Genomic DNA, 21,336 nt, shown 5'->3' with positions numbered 1-21,336 from the left:
GTCGTCCGCCCCCGCCACAAATGCTCCCGCCCGGCCCAAAGGTCGCACGCCTCGTGGGGCGAGAAAAAGGCCCGCCGCCTCGGCGCTAAACGCCAACAAGCTAATGCCTACAACGAGGCTCAGCATCAATCTATTATTCATTTTTGTCATTCCACTTGGTCAGCGGTTTTCAATGAGCTGATAAAGCCGCTCAACGCCATAATCTTTATCGAGAAGATACTCACGAACGACCATCATAACGGCCGCATAATCGTCTGCCGACCAACGGCCTCCTACTCCAGGAGATTGCCGGTTCACTTCACCTGCAATATCGACGAGCGCTTCAAATGTAGTTTCAGCCGCCGGTTGACGCACTGCCACCAAGCGCTCCAGAAACCTTGCCGTAACCTTAGTCTCATCCAAAGCGTTCGCATCCGATACGAATTGCAGCGCCGCATTCAATAGACCACCATCGGGGTTAAAAGCTGGTGCCAAGGCATGCAACAACGGTACGAGGTTCTCATCGTCCACAGACATCTGTAGAGCATCTGCAAGGCTCACCAAGGTTATTGAGAATGCTTCGTTGGGACTCACCTGGCTAATGAGGTAGCCAAGGGCTTGCTCAAGCTCAGAACGGGTCTCTGGCATCAGAACCATCCGATCAAGCAACTTGACCAAACTGTAGAACACCGGATCACCGAGAACATCTTCTACATCCGAAGGCATCGATGCGGCCCAGGCCACAACATCATCAGCGTCCCAATGGGCACCCACACGCTCCCTGGCAAATCCTGAAACGACTTGAAGTGCTGCCAACGCTCTTCGGTTGGTAAACTCTGCGCCGCCGCTTTGTTCCGTGACTGGAAGAATCACATCCGTCACAACCGTCAGTGCATCCGAGAATATTTCTTCATCCAAGGGATCGAGTTCAAAAGCGTCGTCCATTTTACGCAAAGCATCGATAAGCAATCGACCTGGGGTCACATGCGGATGAAGCTGCCCATCACCTCTTGCGATGGTTGAGTCGCCACTACGCGTTGTAAGCCCTGGATTCCATTCAGGCAGGACCAGTTGACGAATCGTATCGGTGATGATGTCTCTTCCCGTATACTGATCCACCGGCAAACTTACCGCCGAGCCAATCAGCTCAGTACCGGCAGTCATAATATTAGCCTCAGTAAGCGCCCGTGCGGCCAACTCTTCAAATTGAACCAGCCCAGTGGCATGAACATAAAGGGCCGCATTGGGCTCAGAGCTTTGAACCATATCCGAACCTTCGGAGTACCAATGACGGTTCACCAAGCTTAGAAGCTCACCAAACAAGTCTTCTCTTCCATAAGCATTCAAAACCTCAGCCACGGGCCGAATGGACTCGATAAAACCAGGCTGCTCCCAAGCGAAAATTGTTCCGGCATGTCGGTCTCTCAAAACAGCACCATCGAGCGCTTGTGGAGCCTCAATCAAACCAGCCATGAAATCGTTCATATCGCTGAACATGACGCGGTTCACCGCTTCAACGGTGGGGAACTTCGTAAAGCCATTCACGCCACTTAAGCTCTCCAACATGAAGTCGATATTTGAAAGCGTATCGACGAGGGAATCTTTAAACTCCATCTCCCCCACGCCCAAAATCACCTGCACGTAGAAGGTAGCCATGTCTTCGATTTCAAAAAGCTCACACTCAGCGTAGCCATCTCCCCACAACGGATAAGAGATAGGCCCCAGGTTCATCTTCGCGCCCGCTTTATTACAAAACGGGGCACGGTGAACATCAGCGGTTAAGTGAACAAAGCGTTGGAAAATACTTCGGTTTGAAACGCCATCAGGCTGGTCTCGATCCACGGGTTGTCCGTAATCAAAAACAAAGTTCTCGCCTTCAGGTGACCGGGTCACAGGAGGTCCGTTCATGTCCCCGCTGGAATCCACAAAAACATCAACTTGATCTTTGTGACGCATGTAACCTGCAAGAATTGCCGGAAGAGATTTAGCGCGCGGGTCATCAAGAGCACCCAGGAAATCTTCAAGAAGCCCGGGCACAGATGCAAGGTCCTCAATATAATCTAAGACCTCATCGCCCAAGGGAGTCCCCGGCTTGAGTTCGAGCTCGCTGTAGGGCGCTTCATCAAGCCAATCTTGGACCATCAAGAAGCCTCGAACCACACTGGCAAGTTCAGACTCACGATTGGCCAGTAACTCTTCCACCAATCTTAAGTCGAAGAACATTGATGGCTGATCTGCAAAGCTACTGCCTGCATAGACCACATCTAGAATTGGAGACTCTGAAGTATCAAAACCATTAAACGGAAGAACTGTACCATCATCGTAGGTTTCGGTGAGCTGCACGGCCGGTCCAAGAAGCGATTGCAAAGGATAAATCAGATCAATCAGCGCCTCTGGCTTATTCTCCCAAATGGCGCGTGTTTCCTGCAAAGCACCAGACAAAAGCGTGGACGACGTATCCACATAATCAAAGACCAATGAACCATCTTCCGATAAGAGCCGGTCATAATTATCTCGTTGATTCGCACCGCCCTCTCCAGCCACTGCAAACGGAGCGGAAACAGCGATTGATTGCCCATCGGAATCCACGTAACTGCCGTCCAGGCCAATATCAGGAAGACCGTCCAGGTTAGTGTCTGCGAAACTGCCACGCCACTGCGCCGCGCTTGTACCATTGAGGTTTGCCACGCCCCGGCCATCTCGCCTGACCAAGTAGCGCAGAGAATCATCGAAGAATGCCTCGTTTTCAGAAAACATTAAGTCGCGCATCAACTCCTGATTAGAAGGATGCACGCTTACATCATCGCTGGGGCTCGCGTTGTTGAGCGCACCTTGTAAGGCCATGAGTAATTGTTGCCACTCTGCACGGGCCTCGCCGTCTTCACCCACTGCCGCCAGCAATGCCTCAATGACTTCATTGATTCGTTCATACGCTAAAAGAGGTCGAGCAAGGCCGGTGGTAAGATCCAATGGGCGGTAACCTTCACGGGAGCCAAGCCGACTTAAAGCATCCAATGCTTCTGGGGAGTCTTCAATTCGCTTTAATAACTCAGCCATAGCTCTAGTCTGGGCCTGAAGGCCTTCATCATCATAGAGAGGGATAATCGCGCGAAGGAACTTATTGATGTCGGATGGGATCGGCTCGATCAAAGAATCATCTACTGCTGAGATAAAACGTGTTCGTTCTGCCGCCAATGCCTGCAGCCGCACACCCGACCCAGCGGGTAACTCTGCACCATTTCTACAAGCATCGCGGTATTTTAAGCCGGATAATTCTTTGGGATCGTCGCTTCGGGCCACACGGTTACATAACTCGTGGTAAATCTCAGCACCGAGGCTAAGTTCTTCAGCAGGCGTTTGTTCAGCTTCAAAAGCGTCAAGGCATGCGGTGAGAGGCAATATCACCATGCAAAGCCAAGACACCCTCAACGTGAATCGTCTCAGGGTACTTGTCATTTTTTTATTCTCTCAAATCGACTACAACTATGAACTCATGAAGTTATCAGGAGTCCGGGGGCTTGGCTGTAGAATTTCTCCCAACAGAACAGCTCTAGGCCATAGCAACTCGAAAGCGATCCGACAAGCGAATGCAACGCGGTGCATCTAAACCGGCGATGACGCGAAGCGTTAATGATGGTAAAGGAACAAAAGAAATAAGGGAATAAAAGACTGCCTATATATTAAGGTATAAAAAAACCTAAATTTGGCTTCTAACGACGCTTCAAATCGATGATCAAGGTATCGTTCTCTGGCGTGAGGCGGGCTTTTCGCAAGACATCTTCCGAGGTCTCAACCACAAAGCGTACTTTATCTGCGTGCTGACCAACCCGTAGCCGCTCTGCCAGCGGGTGATTAAGCTCATAAGCAAGGCGATCAAACGCGTTACGGCGACCCGGTACATCCACCACAAAACGCCGTGGGTTCTTCAACCAAAAACTCTTGTGCTTGGCCACAGGGCCATCGGTTCGTAAAACCAGTCGAACATTGCCATCATCGCCATCAATCACGATGCCATCGGACGACACGGCACCAGCCTTCGTCTTCACGGTAGCAGGTACTTCAACCGGTTCAGCCTTAGCGACTTCAACCGCCTCCTGCTTAACCAGAGTTGGAATTTGAGGTTCAACAACTGGCGTCTCAACCTTCGCGCTCACTTCAATTGGCTCTTCAACTTCAATTTTAGGCTCCACAACCGGTACGACTGCGGCAACTTTTTCAACTTTTGTAGGCTGAAGATCCTTTTCAATCGGCTGAATCTCAGTTTCAGTTTTGAAATTTACGCCAGCAGCAGTGGGTGCCATGACTTTGTCGGAACCAAATTGCTCACCTGGATCAGCCGCGGGAATCAGCGCCACCATAAGCGCCAAAGCCACCCCAGCCGCCAGACCAACGCTTGCTGTTAGAGCCATTCGACCTCGCCGGCGCGGAGCCGCTCCCTCTAAAACCGGGAGTGCAGGCATCGTCCATTCACTGGCCCGCCCTTCAGTTCGCTCACGAATAAAGCCCATAATCGCTTCATCTTGCTCTTGGCTTAACTCAACAAAGCGAAGCCCGTAACACGGATCGCCACTCTCGGGATAACGTCGCCACAAAACTTCTGCAGTAATATCAAGGGGTTCGTTACTAAGATCCATTTGAAATGAAATCTCGATTTGGGTGCCTGGATCAAAGTCTGCAGCACTTACGCAAGCCAGGCCTTCGCTTGAAAGGTTGGTAATCACACCATCCACGCGCACATCACCATCAACCAAACGCAAGGTTGCCAATGTAGCGAAACGAACACGATCTGGCGGTAAATCAATATGATCGGAGCTTACCGGTTCCTGCCAAGGCTCAGACTGCAAAGGCATATCGAAAAGTGATTCAAACTCTGTATTCCAGAGAAGACTGTCGGAATCCTCAAACCCTTGAAATGCCTCATCATCTGATGAAGGCTCGTTGATTGGGCTCGATAAATTCAAATCCTTTTCAGTCATCACGACCATCCTTTGCCAAGTGCTAATGGGCTAAACCTACGCTGCCAAATCGATATGGCCAAATTTTTGGCCGTTCAAAGCTCTGCCACGCTCGATACGGCTATTGAAATATGTCGGATGTATGTGCCAAAACGACGAAGAGTCGAAAAAGAATTCAATCAGTAAGACAAGGAAGCTTCTCCATGACAGTCAATAAAGTCATTCTCGTAGGTAATCTGGGTAAAGACCCAGAGGTGCGCTACACGGCAAGCGGTAACGCCGTTGCACAATTCTCACTCGCAACGTCAAGCAACTGGAAAGATAAAACCGGTCAGCGCCAAGACAAAACAGAGTGGCACCAAATTGTTGTCTGGGGAAAACAAGCTGAATTCTGCGGAGAATATCTCGCCAAAGGTCGTCAAATCTACCTTGAAGGTCGTATCGAATACCGCACCTGGAACGACAAAGAAGGCAACAAACGTTACACAACAGAGATTATTGCGAACGAAATCCGCTTTGTTGGTAGCCGAGGCGATAATGGTGGTCAGCGCGGTGGCGGCGGCGGTGGTGGCGGAAACTACGGCGGCGGCGGTGGCGGCGGCGGTGGTGGAAACTACGGCGGCGGTGGTGGCGGTGGTGGTGGTGGAAACTACGGCGGCGGCGGCGGCGCTGGCGGCGCTGGCGGCGGTGGCGGCGGGAGCTACGGCGGCGGCGGAAACCAACCCGAGCCAGACTTTGGGCCACCACCTATCACAGATGACGATGTTCCATTTTGATTCGAATAAAGGCCTCCTCGCGAGGCCTTTTTTTTATTCTTCCACCAAGTTCCTTCATAAATTGGGAAGTTTAAGTCGCAACCGGTTATATTGAGGTATGTCAGAACCCTCCAACATTGTTCGTAATGTCCGCACTAAGCTCCAAGCATTGCGCGACTTTCCTAATAATGTAGAGCCCGGCGACTCCTCAGGCAGCCGCATCCACCGCATTTTTGCTCGTAATATGCGCATTTTATGGATGCTTGCTCGTCTCGACGTACTCAAACAACTTCGCCTGCATGCTGAGGCGCTTACCTACGTAACGCTTCTCGCGTTGGTTCCATTACTGGTTCTCTTATTCTCTGTGGTCAGCAACATGGGCGGCTTTGGAGACGTACAACAAAAAATCCAAAGCCTAATTCTCGATCATCTCGCAGGTTCACCCGATGTCCGAACACAAGTCGCAGAGCCAATTCTGTCTCTTGTATCGAACATCGATGCTGGGCATATGGGCGCCATCTCGGTCATCATCCTCATTATTTCAGTGCTCTCTTTACTCGGACATATTGAATTTGCCGTTAACAGTATCTTCGGCACCACCACCCAGCGCCCCTGGCTTACTCGCATGCTCACTTACTGGGCTATATTGACCCTTGGTCCGATCCTACTGATGGCATCATTTGCCCTCACCGCAGCCTTTCAGAGCAGCAGCTTTCTGGAGTTTGTCGCCGACCTCGGCGGTGCTCAGGGCTTGGCATTATCTTACTTACCCTTCTTAACCACCTGGATCGCTTTGGCGGTCATCTATCTGGTAATCCCCAATACTCGTGTCAGCTTAGGAGCCGCTGCATCCGCTGCATTCGTAGCCGGAATCCTCTGGAATACCGCGAAGTTTGGCTACGCAAGCTACGTCAGTCATGCGGTAACACTACAAAATGTTTACGGTTCTCTGGCCGTCATCCCACTCTTTATATTTTGGCTCTACATCTCGTGGCTGATTGTTCTCTTCGGTGCTCAGCTCACCTTCGCTTTCCACAACTCTGAAACTTACCGCTATGAAGAACCTGGCCGACGCGATAGCCGAGAAACTCTCGAAGTCGCGGCAGTTCGGCTGATGCTGCAGATCGTTTTGGATTTCTCGGCCGGCAAACCGACCCGGCTTCGCCAAGCCGCCATAGAAGCCGGCATCCCCAGACCACTTTTGCAAACAAGCCTAGAGTACCTCATCAACGGCCAATTCATTCGAAAAATGGAAACGGAGAACATATTCGTACCGGCACGAGACCCCAAAGACCTTAATATCGCTGATTTAATCAATCATATTCGCCAAGGACGTGGACATCAGCCCAGCTTTAAAAACGACGCCCTCCACAAGCTGGTAGCCGAAACTCTGAATGCAACAAATCCGGCAAACCACCCCGATTTGGCTCATCTTAGTTTCCAAGACCTCGCGTCGCGTTTAACCACTTGAAAACGCTCTCAAAAATCCCCTGCATTGACAGACAATCTAAGCTGAAGAACAATATAAAAAGTGTTCGAGAATAGGCACTTAACAAGTGAGAGGGCTGACGTTTGAGTCCGGTACTTGCATGTGGTCATCTATTACCGGCAGAACGTTATAGAAATAAAGAATACCTGTCATTTCTAAAAGAAGGCTGAATTATGTTTACGGTAAAAGTCTCGCAGAAAAATGGTCCAGAGAAGGTCATTGAATTTTCTGACGGTGAAGTTAGCATCGGGCGCGTAAGCAGTAATGAAATTGTTCTTCCTAAAAGCAACATCTCCAAACGACATGCCCTCTTAACCCACTCTTCCGGTGGCCTTGCCATTACCGATACGAAAAGCACCAATGGGACCTTCGTCAATGGGGAACGAATCAACGGCGTCTGTGATCTAAGCCAGGGTGATAAAATTTATCTCGGTGAGTTCACTGTTGAAGTGGTCACCATTCAGATCGCATCGACGGCATCAAGTGCCAAATCAAGTCCGTCTCGAATTGAGACAAAAAGCCAACCCAAACTTGACCCTGGTTCCGGAAGCCACGATAAAATTTTAAGCGACGACTGGGGAGCCAATGGCGAAATCTCCGACAGCTGGACCGGGGACTGGAAATCTCAAACTGCTCAAGCAAAATCCGACTCAGCTGCGGTAGACGTGCTCGATATGGCCAGTGGGTTTCCGACCATCGAGCCCAGTATTGAAGCACACGATTTTGCGCCGGAAGTGATTATTCCGCCAGCACCGGCAACCGCGACCACTCCAACCTCCAGCCCTCTTCCCTATGTAGACGGAGCGTCGACCGCCAGCGTTGTTGAGAATCTCGACCTTTCCGATATGGACTTGGACCTCGATGACGACCCCGAAGAACCAGAAGAATCAAGCGAGTCATCGGAAACTCTCGTTGCGCTCATGGAGGATACATCGATCCACCGGATCGAAATCAATCGTTCAGGCCCTGTATTCGCCGACCGGGGCAGAGGCAACGTCCAAACACAAGTCACACTCACAGACTCGGATACCCAAGGCTTTTTGAATTCATTACTCAAACAAGCCGGACTTCCCTCTCGAAGTGACCAAGCATTGTTAGACTTTACGTTGCCCAATGGCTCGAGAGTCCAAGTTACACAGGCGCCTATTGCCGTCAACGGGCCTCACATTACCATCCACAAGACCGCCGCTCACCCGGATGATCTTGATGCTTTGGACCCCGAGAATTTAGACGGCGGAGCCATCAACTACCTCAAGCAAATTCTCAGCCAAGGTCGGTCCATCGTCGTTGCTGCCTCTGGCTATAGCTCAGACCCACTGTATAGCCTTGTTGCACTGGCAGGGAGTATCGCTGGCAGTGAACGCGTCGTAACGGTTTCGCATGGTGCCCAGTTTAACATTAAGCACCCGCAGAGCGTCGCGCTCCAAACCGGCAACCATGCCGCACCAGACTCCCAGGTTTTAGAGCACGCACTTACGATGCAGCCGGGATACATTGTGGACGGTCCATCACCTTCATCGCTTGATAATATCGAAACGATGATGCGTGCCGGGCACCATTGCTTTATTGGGACCATTTACGCTTCCAATTTAGAAGAAGCGACTTCTCTGCTTCTTTTGAAGTCTCCTAAATGCCCAGAAATTTTAATCACCCAAGACAACGATACTGAAGGACAACCCTACATCGTCGGCATCTACCAAGCCTCTGGGAGTGGTTACTCGCCACTGTTTATAAGAACTCCGAATGGCAACCTAGAGGCTATCGGCGACCGTACAGAACTACGCTAAAACCTTGAGCATAAAGAAACGAATCCATGCCTCGTTTAGTTATTAAAGCACCCGACGGTGAAGTCTCTTACTTAGAGCTGGGATCCAACCCGGTGCTGGTCGGCCGTGAGGGCAATGTCGATATCCTGTTTAACAGCCCTGAGGTTTCTCGCAAACACGCTCGTATCGTGTCGATGCACGGTAGCTATGTTGTAGAAGACTTAGGGAGTGCCAACGGAACCAGCCTCGATGGTCAGCTGGTAACCAGGCCAACAACAGTTAAAAACAAATCGCAAATCAAAATCGCAGACTACCTCATCATACTTGAATCAGAGTCTGCAGATGATAGTCCATCACCTGCTTTGGTTGGTCAGTCGTCACCAGTGCTCAATAAAACTTTTGTACTGCCGCAAGGCGAGCTCGACCTTGGCCGCGTTGAAGGCAACGCACTGGTCATCGCCGACAGCTCAATCTCTCGCAAGCACGCGCAAATACAGGTCAGTCCCAACCGCATCAAAGTTATCGACCTCGGCAGTAGCAATGGCACCAAGGTCAACGACCAACAGATCACCGAACAAGATCTTCAATATGGTGACAGTATTCAGTTTGGGAATGTCGTCTTCAAACTACTCCACACAGAAAGTGCCGACGGGCAACTTCATTTGGCTAGCTTTTTCTCCCAGCTGCGGGCCGCTCAAACCTCTTATAAACTTGCGGCGGCCGGGGGTGTACTGAGCTTAGCATTACTCCTTACTTCCCTCTTTATGACTCTCTCGCAATCCACGGAACAAAATACCCCTCTGCAAGACTCAACGCTGCAGCGTTCATACGACGCCAATATTCAAGTGAACCTTCATGAGGCTGAAAACTTTGAGCGTCAGAAAAAATGGAGCGATGCCGTCTCTGCTTATCAAACCGTTCTTCGCAAATCGCCCATCAACCGTCGGGCCAGAATGGGACTCGCTGACTCACGGGCTGCGCTTTACGGCATCAAGCAATTAGAAGCCGCGAAGTTGTCCATTAAGAATAATGAGTATGAAAATGCCGTGAGGTACTTATCGGAATTCAAAGAGGACAATTCAACAGGACGCCAAGCAAAGGTATTATTAGCCCATGCTCGAAAGAATGCCGCTCTGCACTACCTTAAACGAGCTGATGAACAGTGCCGGAAAAAATCGTGGCTGGGGTGCCAAAAAAATGCAATTCGAGTCTTAACCCACGAGTCGACATCAGCATCGGGGCGTCAATTGGTCGATTTATCGGAAAAAGAGCTGAAGAAGTCGGGCATACTTTTCATTCCCGCGGTGCTCTCACTTCCCTAACAAATGAAGCTCACTGAAAACGTGCTCGATCGGTGACAATATCACCGCAGTAAGTGTTTCCATCAAATCTTGAATACCCGGATGCTCTTGAACAATAGCCGCGTGGCACGCCTCTTGGTGAATCTCTAAAATATCTTCACATACTTTCAAGAGAGCACCTCCGGTGCGAAATCGCTCGACCATATCCAGGACCGATTCGTCAGATGTCTCATCGCGCTTCGTCTTCAGTAATTGCAGAAGCTCTTCTTTATCTTCCGGGTGCAGGGCCACGTGCTGAGCAACCAATGCGCTGATCTTTCCTTCTTTTAAGTCGGTCCCTACTTCTGCTCGCCCTTTATTACCAAAGAGGTCAAGGACATCATCCTGCATTTGAAAAAGCAGTCCGATATCACCAAAAGCTGCCGCAAGGGTTTGTGCTTTTTCCACGTCCCAGCCCGCTAAGACAGCTGAGCCCGCGACCGGCAAACTAAAAAGTGCACTGGTCTTACCCCGTATCGCACGAAGGTAAGTTTCCCGTGCGGTCACCGCGTCTTGAGTCATTTCCCATTCGATGGCTTGGCCCCGAACCACGGTCGCACCTTGACGGGCTAGAAGGCGAGTGAGTTCCCAACAAGTCGCGGGTTCACAGGTTAGTTTTTCCAACGCAAGATAAGGTGCGACCCACATCAAATCGCCTGCGTTAATCGCTTGAGCAGCTCCATACTTGACCCACATCGTAGGCTGACCGCGGCGAACCCGGTCACCGTCTTGTAGGTCGTCATGAACCAGTGTCGCGTTATGAAGCAACTCGCATGCGGCCGCCCACGGGACCATTGATTCAGCGGAGGCTCCCAATCGCACACCCGCCTCCATCGCAAGACGTGCTCTTAAGCGTTTGCCACCCGTTGAAAGATGTTCAGCAGCGATCGCCGCAGCGGGATCAAGCTCAACCTGCAACACATCTTTCATCATTACGTCGATCGCTTCGACCCATGTATCTGTTGGAAATTTCATAATTCTCTTTATCTCCATACCTGCATTGGCACGCTTGCCACCTACAGTGCGATAGTGCATGGAGTCTATTGCATCAAGGGTAAGCGGGAGAAATCCACTCTTCTCGCGAAGTTGAGCAAGGAGTTTGACGATGAGTGAGCCAGTCAGCACACATATCAAATGGCACGAAGGACTTTCACGAGAAAAGCGCTTTAAGCAGCTTGGTACCCAGGGAGCAACGCTCTGGTTTACCGGGCTAAGCGGCTCGGGCAAGAGTACTGTGGCGACCGCCCTTGAGCACAAGCTCGTCACCCTTGGGCAACATGCCTACCGACTCGATGGCGACAACCTGAGACACGGCTTAAACAATGACCTTGGTTTTTCTCCTGAAGACAGAACCGAGAATATCCGCCGAGTCGGAGAAGTTGGTATCCTGCTCGCAGATAGCGGGTGCATGGTATTAAGTAGCTTTATCAGTCCCTACCGAGAAGACCGGGATAAGCTCCGAGCGCTTCACAGAAAGCATGGCTTACCATTTTTGGAAGTCTATATGGACGTAAGTGTAGATGTTTGCGAATCCCGAGATCCCAAAGGGCTCTACAAAAAAGCACGCGCGGGTGAAATCCCATCTTTTACGGGAATCTCTGCTCCTTACGAAGCACCTCTTTCCCCCGAGCTTCGAATTCAAACAGACCAGTGCTCCATTGAAGATGCCGCTGATGAGTGCATCGCCATGCTCAAGAGCCACCAATTACTAAGCTGATCAAGACTGCCAAAATGGTCGGTCCATCAAACGAACCATGCTCGAACCGTTTGGGAAACCTAACTCAAGCTCCCCAGGAGTAGCTGAATCTTTTTGAATCACTGCCAGCCCAAGTGACTTGCCACCTTGGTTGAGTAACGAAGTCACTTTGCCCACTGATTTACCATCCTGACGAAGACGCATAGCCGCATCGAGCACCAATTCAGAGTCACATTCAAAGCCCATCAAAACGCGCACAGTTTTATCGTAAGAGTCCATACGTGCGATGACTTCCTGCCCGATATAACAGCCCTTATCAAAACAGATAGAACTGTCCGCCAAGCGAAGCTCGAGCGGATTGACCTCGCGCGCGAACTCGAAGTGCTCAGACGGTACCCCAGCCATGAGTCGAGCATACTCCATCATCTCCTCTGAAGCGGCTCCAATGCCTAGGCCTTGCAATCTCTCAACCCATTGGCCGCTTTGTTCCTGGGCCACAAGTACATCAGAGCGTGGCCCCCAAGCCGGGAGGCACCCTACGAAAAGTGCACCCTCTGCAGATGCAAGTTGCCCAAACTCAGGCCACTTCTCTAACCCAAATCCCGAAGCCTCTGAGGTATTTAACAAGGTGTAGGATTTCCATTGCGACGAAACATCGTGGATGGTTGCATCTTCCATGATGATATATTGTTCGATCCATTCTTTTATTTTCGCCCCCCGCCCTTGTGAGCAGCGAAGCATCAGGCCATCTGCTGTGCTTAAGGCAGTACACCAATCCAGCATCTTCCCCTGGTTGGTCGTAAAAGCGGTTAAGCCTGTGACCATCGGTTGATGGAGCGGGCGTAAGTCACCCGTCGAAAGACGGCCCAGAAGATCCACAGCGTCACTGCCTTCAAAGGCTAAGTAGTCATACGCACATTCGGCAAAGAGTGTATCCATCTCAGACATCGCTACTAACTCCCTTGCGACTCCTGCGTCGCCAATTCCATAGAGTCCAAAGGATTATTCCCAGTATCAAACCAAACGATAACTTTTTATAAAAGGACGTGGGTTCAACGGACTCAGGCGATTTTTCAGGCGCCGGACTTTGTGTTGAAAACTCTTTCAAGAGCTCAATACGTTTGGGCGACTTTTTACGAAAGCTATCCAGTACTTGTTTCATCGTGGATGCCCCGCTCGGTACAACAAAAGCAATGGGACTCGAGTAGTTTGTCCCCCGTTCACGTGCGCTTAGCACCACTTGCAAAGGTTGATCAAATCGCGCCAAATCTTCGGCTTTCTCATTGCCCCAAGAATCACCTGCGGGCTCCAAAGCGTTTGCATACCAACCCAGTAACTTCACCAAGACAGCCTCAACTCCCGGTACTTCAGGACTGGGCTCTTCTAACTCTTGATTCAATAAGCCCTTCGACTCACCAGCCCCCACTAACGCTGCCCGCTCGTCAGCCGAGAACCCGGTTGCGAGCAGCATCTTCATCAAAGAAGCGGTCATCGCGTTGAGGTGGTAACCCAGGAGTTTCGCGCTGCATTGCCTTGGTACAAATCCTGGACCTCGCACAGAAAAAAAGACGGAAACTTTTGCTCCAGCGGCCAGCCCAATCACTCGCCGACCAGCGCTCGACCATTGCAAATCCTCAGTCGTCCCAACACAAGCTAGCTCAAGCTCAACCGCATCAACCTCTGAAGACAATTGATTATTCAAAGTCAATTCGGCTTGGACCAAACCAGAATCTCCCAATAAGGAAACCTGAGCGCGTTCTAAAACAACGCCCGCTTTTGACGCCAGTGAATGGCCTGGCCAAACCAAGACAACCCAGGCAACGATCAAGCCAATTCTTTTTAAGTGCTTTAGCCGCATAATCTTCCGTAACTTCAAGTCTGAAGTGCTACCCCAAAAGACCCGAAATAGGTAGTATCCTCACGCCTGAAACATTCAAAGATATGAAGATTATGCTCAAGGATTGGGCAACAATACCCGAAAATCCCAGTAGCCCCTAGAGGGATACTTAATTGGAGACATCTCAATGACGATACGTCCCCTCATACCTTGCCTCTTGCTCGCACTCAGTGCCTGCGCAAGTTCAAGCACCAATGCTGCAGCCAAGGTTAAAGAAGCTTTAAAACCTCTGGTCTACCCAAGTGAACCGGCTGATATGAAGCTTCCCGTAAGCGCCGCAACGACCATTATCGATGGCGCTACGATTCTAACTGCCGCGGGTCCAACCTACTCTCCGGGTTACATCGTTTTTAAAGATGGCAAGATCCAAGACGTGGGTGAAGGCGCTGCACCAACGATTGAGGGCGCTGCGATTATCAACGCGAAAGGTCAGTTTGTAACACCGGGTATCATTGATACCCATTCACATATGGGTGTGTATGCCAATCCAGGTGTTCGAGCCCACTCCGATGGCAATGAGATGGTGAGACCCACCACCCCTGAAATCTGGGCAGAGCATGCGTTCTGGCCTCAAGACCCTATGCTTTGGCGAGCCGTAGAGGGCGGGATTACAACCATTCAAGTCCTCCCGGGCTCTGGGAACTTAATCGGTGGCCGGTCATTCACGGCCAAACTTCACCCTGCTAAAAGCGCTCGCGCCATGCGTTTTCCTGGCGCTCCTCACGGTCTCAAAATAGCCTGCGGTGAAAACCCAAAACGCGTTTACGGTAAGCGCGGTGGCCCCCAAACTCGCATGGGCAACGTCTACGGCTACCGGCGCGCATTTCAAAAGGCGCGTGAATACCAGTACCAGCAAACATCTTACGCTCGAAACTTCAAGCAATGGGAATCTGAGCACGAGAGCAAAGGCGACAAAGCCGGAGACCCACCAAGTCCGCCAAACCGCGACTTCGGGCTTGAAACTCTGGTTGGCGTTCTCGAAGGTAAAATCCTCGTACACAACCACTGCTACCGCGCCGATGAAATGCATATCATGCTAGACCTCGCCGAAGAGTTCGGTTTCAAGATTCGTTCATTTCATCACGCCCTGGAGGCTTACAAGCTTGCAGACCGCCTAGCTGAAACCGATACGGCATCTTCAACCTGGGCCGATTGGTGGGGGTTTAAGATGGAAGCCTTTGACGGAATTCCCCAAAATGCTGCGCTACTTTCTCAGGCTGGTGCCAGGGTCATCATTCACTCAGATTCCGCCACCGAGATTCGACACCTCAACCACGAAGCGGCCAAAGCAAAACGCTCCGGTAAACAAATCGGTCTCACAATTGATGATAACGAGGTCCTGCGCTGGATTACCGCAAACCCGGCATGGGGTTTAGGAATTTTAGAGCAAACAGGAACCCTCGAAAAAGGGAAAATGGCCGATGTCGTCATTTGGAACAAACACCCCTTCAGTGTCTATGCAAAAACGACTCATGTTTTTATTGACGGTCAAAAAATATTCGACCGCACGGAAACACCTAGGTTGTCCGATTTTGAAATTGGCCATCCCTTCGACATCTTTAAGGAGGTCACAAAATGATTATCCAAACACTTGCTCTCATACTCAGCACGGCTCTGAGCGCTCCCTTTGCGATCGAGAACACCACAGTTCATCTCGGTAATGGTAAAGTGCTCGAGAACACGACCGTTGTGGTCGCCAACGGGAAAATCAAATACGTCGGTAAAGAAAAAGCACCTCAGGTCGCAAAGCGCATCGATGGGACGGGGAAAATATTAACACCCGGCTTCATAGAAGTGAATTGTCCCATGGGACTTGTAGAAGTAAGCTCGGTCGATCACACCGTGGACACCTCATCGGGACAGAATCCATTGAGCCCTGGCTTCAAAGCAGCCGAAGGCTTTAATCCAAACTCCGTCCGAATTCCCCTGGCACGAGAAGGCGGTGTCACCCGCATCCAGATCACCAGTAAAGGAGGCATCATTGCCGGCCAAGGTTTCTTCGCAGATATGACTGGGACTATGGCCAGCAGACCCAACCTCCGTAAGCCGACGGTCTACTCAGGCTCTGCTACCCGGTGGGCTGTTGATACCGCAGGTGGCTCACGCGGCGCTTATTGGATGAAGCTTACTCAACTTTTTGCCGACGCACGTTATTACCAAAAGAATAAAAAACGTATCGAGCAAGGTGAAAATCGGGAACTCGTGACCACAGCCACCCATCTTGCCGCCATGAAGCCACTGCTCTTAGGTCAAGCACCTCTGATGCTATCCGTGAACCGCGCCAGCGACATCCTAAGAGCCATCGAATTTGCTCGCACTCAGAAAATCCGCTTGGTCATTCTTGGCGGAGCCGAATCGTGGTTGGTGGCAGACGCCATCAAAGCAGCCAAAGTTCCGGTTATTGTTCGCCCATCGCTCCAAGAACCAGGCTCCTTTGAAAGCCTGGCCTCCCGTGACGACCTGGCAACCGTTTTATCGAGTAAGGGCGTCGACGTGATTATTTCGGCGGGCGGATGGTTTTTAGAAGTCCATCGTCTGCGCCAAGAAGCGGGCATTGCGGTGGCCAACGGCCTCTCGTACAAAAATGCAATGCGAGCGATCACCACTCTACCAGCGCGTATTTTCGGACTCGCCAAAGAAACCGGTAGCATCGAGGTTGGTAAACAAGCGGACCTCGTTCTTTGGAGCGCAGATCCTTTTGAAAATCATACAGTTGCTGAAAATATTTGGATCGCCGGCAAGGCGCAAAACCTGGAGACACGCCAGAAATCATTGGCTAAACGCTACCTGAAGACAGGGAAAACCGAGACTCAGCAAGGCAAATAATCACATTTAGGTAGTTTTCATTCGGCAATATCCCCCAGAAATGGCTTGACACGGCGCATTAAATGCGACATCCAGGTAGTATTCGAGGCTGAGGGGCCTTGAACCAGTGAATGTTCGAACCTGGACCGGGAGCCTACCATGAGCGAACAAATTGCCGCTAAGTCAGAACACCGAGAACATCGAGAACTTCGAGAGCTACGCCTCTTGCTCGATATCGGCCAAATTCTAGATAACAGTGTTGACCTTCGAGACGTGGCTGAGCCCATTCTCTCCGCCATGGCCGAGCATCTAAATATGCTACGCGGCTCTATATCTTTGGTGAACGAAGTCGATCAGTCGGTGGTTATCGAAGCGGCTTATGGTCTCTCGAGCACGCAGCTCAAGCGCGGTGTCTACGACATCGGTGAAGGTGTTACCGGTAAAGTCGTCAAAAGCGGCAAAGCGGTACTTGTGCCTAAAGTGAGTGAAGAACCACTCTTTCTCAACAAAACCGGCGCCCGCAAAGATATCACCAAGGGCGATGTTTCGTTTATCTGCGTGCCAATCAAATGGGGTGTTCGTACCATCGGTGCCCTGAGCGCAGATCATCTCTTTGCGGAGGGTGTCTCTCTGCACGAAGATGTCCGGCTTATGCAAACCATCGCGACCATGCTCGCCCAAGCGCTTCGCAAGCGCCAGCGCGACCAGCAAGAGCGGCAACGCCTGCTTGAGGAAAACGCCCGTCTGCAGGATGCGCTCAAGAATAAATTTCGACCATCAAATATCATTGGTAACTCGAAGCCTATGCGACAAGTTTATGATGAGATTTCAAAAGTCTGCAAAGCGGAAGCAACAGTTCTCATTCGCGGCGAAAGCGGCGTGGGTAAAGAGCTGGTGGCTCAAGCTGTTCACTACAACAGTGACCGAGCTTCCCGCCCCTTTGTTAAAGTAAACTGTGCGGCGCTATCACCAACATTACTTGAGAGTGAGTTATTTGGTCACGAGCAAGGCTCATTCACCGGCGCCACCCGCCAACGAATCGGGCGATTTGAAGCCGCCAACAGCGGTACCATTTTCCTGGATGAGATCGGTGATTTTCCGATGAGCACCCAAGTGATGCTCCTACGCTTTTTACAGGAAAAGGAATTTGAGCGTGTCGGTGGCAGCAAGACCATCAAGGCAGACGTTCGCATTATCGCAGCGACAAATCGAAACCTTGAAGAATTGATTGCAAATGGTGAATTTCGTGAGGACCTTTACTACCGCCTGAACGTCTTTCCTATTTATGTTCCGCCGCTGCGCGAGCGGCTGACCGACATTTCATTGCTTGCCGACTTCTTTTCTGAGCGTTACGCCAAAGTCTGTAACAAAACCATTTCCCGTATCTCAACTCCCGCGATCGATATGCTTACCTCGTATCACTGGCCGGGTAACGTACGAGAACTTGAAAACTCCATCGAGCGAGCAGTTCTGCTTTCTGACGACGGAGTCATCCACGGGCACCACTTGCCCCCGACCTTGCAGACTGCAGAGGCAACCGGTACGCAAAATCCGCGCACGCTTCAAGAAGCGCTCGACAACGTCGAACGTGAGATGCTTGTAGAATCTTTAAAGCTTCATCGTGGCAACATGAGAAAAGCTGCCAAAGACTTGGGGATTACAGAGCGTATTATGGGATTGCGCGTGCGTAAGCACCGCATCAATGCACGGCGCTTTCGCTCTGGCGCACCCGACGCTGAGTACTTGATCAATTAGAGCTAGCTTAGAAAGCCAGCTTGGCGAACCACGTTCATAATTTCGTCTTCGGAAAGAACACGGTTGATACTCTTGGCTTTGTCAAAAATGGCCTTCACCAACGCTTCATCCGTTGGTAAACGACGCTGCTCTAACCAAAACTCCACGTTAGACAACCCACTCATATGACCAATTTCGATTTCCTGGTGTCGACCAAACATGCCTGCAGGCACCCCGGAATAAACACGGTCTGCTAAGTACTGATCGCCCTTTTTATGGGCTTTGATAATCGCGGCCGCGTGAACACCCGTTCCAGTTCGAAACGCATCGCGACCCGCAATTGGATAGTTGTAGGGAATTTCAACGTGGCAAGCTCGAGATACGGCCTGACAATACATCAGCATGTCGCTTAGGTCGTTGTCCCATTCACCAAGCAGCTTAAGGTTCAAGAGGATCTGATCAATTGATGCATTTCCAACGCGTTCACCCACACCCAGCCCAGTTCCATGTACACGGTCTGCACCAGCTTCAATTGCGATAATCGCATTGGTTACGCCTAGGCCTCGGTCATTATGACCATGCCAATCAAGCTTCACGTGCTCAGCACCTGCACCTCGTAGAAGAGAGTGCGTCCAATCGAATAAGTTACGAATTCCATCAGGTGTGGCATGCCCTACGGTGTCACACAGACAAAGGCGCGTGGCACCTAAGTCGATGGCGCGGCGAAACAGAGGATCTAAAACCTCAGGTCTAGACCGGATGGTGTCTTCTGTGACGAGGCAAAACTCAAGGCCTTCATTCACTGAAAACTTGATGGAGTCCTCGATGTGTCTCATCAAAGTTCCAACATCCCAATCTTCGGCAAAGAGACGAATCGGGCTTGAGCCAATGAACGCATAGACCTCAATGGGAACGCCGGTATTTTGCACAATATCTGCGATGGGCTGGATATCACGCACCATGGTGCGCCCTGCTGCCGCCGCCTTAATCTTGAGCTTGGAACGGCTGATCTCCTTAACCAGTGCAGTCACATCATCGTAAGCACGCTTGCCTGCACCCGGCAGGCCCAAATCAGCTTCCGCTACTCCAAGGCTCTCCATTAAATGAAGAATCTCAAACTTTTGATCGATGCTTGGATCCGTAACAGATGGCGACTGGATGCCGTCACGTAACGTCTCATCAAAAAGGTCAAAAGGCTTTTGGCTAAGCTTCGAAACTTTTTTTAAGCGGTTCCAATTAAAAATATAATCATGTTCGACATCGGTGTTCATATCATGTTCCCCAACAAAGATGACCTACGAAAACTAAACTACTTAACGGCTTCAATGGTTAGAGCCACGCCTTGACCACCGCCAATGCAAGCCGAACCTATAGCGTGTGTATCACCACGGCGTCTCAGTTCGTGAACGAGGTGCGTGGTAATTCGTGCACCACTTGCTGCCAGTGGGTGCCCTACTGCGAGAGCTCCACCATTTACATTAAGCTTATCCATATCAAGACCGAGTTCTTTTTGAACCGCGAGTACTTGAGGTGCGAATGCTTCGTTCACTTCAATCAATTGGTAATCATCGAATGTGGATTCAGTCATCGCCAGTGCCGCTTTCATCGCGGGGACTGGACCGATTCCCATAATGGTTGGATCACAACCCGACACGCCCCAACCTGTAAGCTTCGCCAGAGGCTTCAGATTATGCTTCGCCACATAATCACCAGATGCCAAAACCAATGCAGATGCTCCGTCGCAGATACCACTTGCAGCGGCTGCGTGGATGACACCATCCTTCTTGAAGACCTTCGGAAGCTTCTTGAGGCTTTCAACAGTTGTCTGAGGGCGGTTGTGCTCGTCTTTGATAAACTCGACCTTCTCTCGTCGCTTCTTCACTTCTACCGGGCAGAGTTCGGCATCAAAAATGCCCGACTCTTGAGCTGCTGCAAAACGCTGCTGTGAGCGAACGGAGTATTCATCAACTTCGTCTTGAGAGATTGAATATTGCTCAGCAAGCTTCTCCGCGGTCATCGCCATTGGCAAGCCGGTGTAGCTATCGGTCAAGCATGTCCAGAGTGAATCTTCCATGTCACTCCTACCCAGTGGCAAACCCCAACGTGCACCGCGCACGATATGCGGCGCCTGGCTCATGGATTCACTGCCGCCGACCAAGGTGACTTCAGCCTGGCCCGTTAAGATCTCTTTAGCTCCGCAAATAATAGCTTCGAAACCTGACCCACAGAGCCGGTTTAACGTTAGAGCAGGAACACTTTGCGGCAAGCCAGCTCGAAGCCCAACGTGGCGAGCAAGATAGATGGCATCAGCAGAAGTTTGTAAAACGTTGCCAAAGAAAACGTGGTCTACGTCTTCCTTATTGACGCCCGCTGCATCCAGCGCGGCTTCGGCTGCTTCAACACCCAAATCAGTGGCAGTTTTCTTGGTCAGAGCGCCACCAAAAGCGCCGAAAGCGGTTCGTTTAGCTGATAGAATATAGATATCTTTTGATAGCGAGCGCATAGGACCTCCAAATTTCAATGATACGTCGTGGGCGTTCTTAACTGTCACCATCGGTGACGTCAACGACGCAGAGCGCCAAGGTTATCTACACGGGCCGTTCATCCCGATGGGCCGATCACAGAATCCGTGCATCTTCGGAAAAACATGGTTAGTATCAAGTAGATCCATGAAGAATCTTAGGGAAATAGTCTGCATGGTCACAGTGACCACGATTTTGCTGACACTCACAGCATGCGACGGTGTTTCACGTCTACGCAGCTTTTTTCACCCCGATGAGTCACCACAGGGCCTAGAAGGTTCCACCAGCCTCAGTCTCGAGATTACACCAGCGGTAGATCTCGACATCTTCCTCGACGGTGAATTGGTTGCGCACGCCTCACCCTACGCCGCGCGCTTCTTGCCAGCGGGACCGCACAG

The 21,336-nt window shown here is 50.9% G+C and carries 16 protein-coding genes; 9 read left to right on the top strand and 7 right to left on the bottom strand.

The genetic code is table 11. The features are described 5' to 3' along the window. Positions 1-159 precede the first annotated feature (159 nt). Both HOK28_01155 and HOK28_01150 read right to left on the bottom strand, forming a co-directional pair. Positions 160-3,387 carry a hypothetical protein gene (locus HOK28_01155; protein MBT6431667.1) on the bottom strand — a complete coding sequence of 1,076 codons (3,228 nt, stop codon included), beginning with the start codon at positions 3,385-3,387 and terminating at the stop codon, positions 160-162. Between the two features lie 302 nt (positions 3,388-3,689). Then, on the bottom strand, positions 3,690-4,955 hold the full coding sequence (locus HOK28_01150) for an AMIN domain-containing protein (GenBank protein ID MBT6431666.1): 1,266 nt from the start codon (positions 4,953-4,955) through the stop codon (positions 3,690-3,692). A gap of 182 nt (positions 4,956-5,137) precedes the next feature. Here HOK28_01150 and HOK28_01145 point away from each other — a divergent pair, with 182 nt between their 5' ends. The 4 genes from HOK28_01145 to HOK28_01130 all read left to right on the top strand — a co-directional run bounded on the left by HOK28_01145 (position 5,138) and on the right by HOK28_01130 (position 10,266). Beyond that, positions 5,138-5,710 carry a single-stranded DNA-binding protein gene (locus HOK28_01145; protein MBT6431665.1) on the top strand — a complete coding sequence of 191 codons (573 nt, stop codon included), beginning with the start codon at positions 5,138-5,140 and terminating at the stop codon, positions 5,708-5,710. Positions 5,711-5,807: 97 nt separating this feature from the next. Beyond that, complete coding sequence (locus HOK28_01140; protein MBT6431664.1) at positions 5,808-7,160, top strand: YihY family inner membrane protein; 1,353 nt, start codon at positions 5,808-5,810, stop codon at positions 7,158-7,160. A gap of 191 nt (positions 7,161-7,351) precedes the next feature. After that, positions 7,352-8,965 (top strand): Flp pilus assembly complex ATPase component TadA, encoded by a 1,614-nt coding sequence (tadA, locus tag HOK28_01135; GenBank protein MBT6431663.1) that lies wholly within the window; start codon positions 7,352-7,354, stop codon positions 8,963-8,965. Between the two features lie 26 nt (positions 8,966-8,991). Continuing rightward, entirely contained in the window at positions 8,992-10,266 is a 1,275-nt protein-coding gene (locus HOK28_01130) for an FHA domain-containing protein (GenBank protein MBT6431662.1), read from the top strand. Here HOK28_01130 and HOK28_01125 read toward each other — a convergent pair. Next, positions 10,255-11,259: a polyprenyl synthetase family protein gene (locus tag HOK28_01125; protein ID MBT6431661.1), complete on the bottom strand. Its 1,005-nt coding sequence runs from the start codon at positions 11,257-11,259 to the stop codon at positions 10,255-10,257. The two genes, HOK28_01130 and HOK28_01125, sit on opposite strands and share 12 nt — an antisense overlap. A gap of 130 nt (positions 11,260-11,389) precedes the next feature. On the opposite strand from HOK28_01125, the gene cysC reads away from it, so the two are divergent. Next, on the top strand, positions 11,390-12,001 hold the full coding sequence (gene cysC / locus HOK28_01120; GenBank protein ID MBT6431660.1) for an adenylyl-sulfate kinase: 612 nt from the start codon (positions 11,390-11,392) through the stop codon (positions 11,999-12,001). Here the strand turns inward: cysC and HOK28_01115 are convergent, their stop codons facing one another. Then, positions 12,002-12,928: a hypothetical protein gene (locus HOK28_01115; GenBank protein MBT6431659.1), complete on the bottom strand. Its 927-nt coding sequence runs from the start codon at positions 12,926-12,928 to the stop codon at positions 12,002-12,004. It abuts the gene before it with no gap. Continuing rightward, the gene (locus HOK28_01110) at positions 12,921-13,838 is read right to left on the bottom strand and encodes a hypothetical protein (protein ID MBT6431658.1); all 918 of its coding nucleotides are present in this window, start codon (positions 13,836-13,838) and stop codon (positions 12,921-12,923) included. Before HOK28_01110 ends, HOK28_01115 begins: the two co-directional genes overlap by 8 nt. A gap of 166 nt (positions 13,839-14,004) precedes the next feature. Between HOK28_01110 and HOK28_01105 the strand changes: the two genes are divergently transcribed. The 3 genes from HOK28_01105 to HOK28_01095 all read left to right on the top strand — a co-directional run bounded on the left by HOK28_01105 (position 14,005) and on the right by HOK28_01095 (position 18,437). Further along, a complete protein-coding gene (locus HOK28_01105) occupies positions 14,005-15,456 on the top strand; it encodes an amidohydrolase (protein ID MBT6431657.1) in 1,452 nt (483 codons plus the stop codon). After that, positions 15,453-16,703: an amidohydrolase family protein gene (locus HOK28_01100; protein ID MBT6431656.1), complete on the top strand. Its 1,251-nt coding sequence runs from the start codon at positions 15,453-15,455 to the stop codon at positions 16,701-16,703. The genes HOK28_01105 and HOK28_01100 overlap by 4 nt, the downstream gene beginning before the upstream one ends. A gap of 138 nt (positions 16,704-16,841) precedes the next feature. Further along, positions 16,842-18,437 (top strand): sigma 54-interacting transcriptional regulator, encoded by a 1,596-nt coding sequence (locus HOK28_01095; protein ID MBT6431655.1) that lies wholly within the window; start codon positions 16,842-16,844, stop codon positions 18,435-18,437. 2 nt (positions 18,438-18,439) lie between these two features. Here HOK28_01095 and HOK28_01090 read toward each other — a convergent pair whose 3' ends face one another. Continuing rightward, positions 18,440-19,687: a 2-isopropylmalate synthase gene (locus tag HOK28_01090; GenBank protein ID MBT6431654.1), complete on the bottom strand. Its 1,248-nt coding sequence runs from the start codon at positions 19,685-19,687 to the stop codon at positions 18,440-18,442. A gap of 38 nt (positions 19,688-19,725) precedes the next feature. Next, entirely contained in the window at positions 19,726-20,919 is a 1,194-nt protein-coding gene (locus tag HOK28_01085; protein MBT6431653.1) for an acetyl-CoA C-acetyltransferase, read from the bottom strand. Positions 20,920-21,112: 193 nt separating this feature from the next. On the opposite strand from HOK28_01085, the gene HOK28_01080 reads away from it, so the two are divergent. After that, positions 21,113-21,336: hypothetical protein (locus HOK28_01080; GenBank protein ID MBT6431652.1), on the top strand; the 224-nt coding region annotated here is incomplete at its 3' end.

The sequence above is a fragment of the Deltaproteobacteria bacterium genome (assembly GCA_018668695.1).
GTDB lineage: Bacteria > Myxococcota > XYA12-FULL-58-9 > XYA12-FULL-58-9 > JABJBS01 > JABJBS01.
The sequence above is the reverse complement of the archived record's forward strand: the minus strand, read 5'-3'. Positions and strand labels throughout refer to the sequence as shown.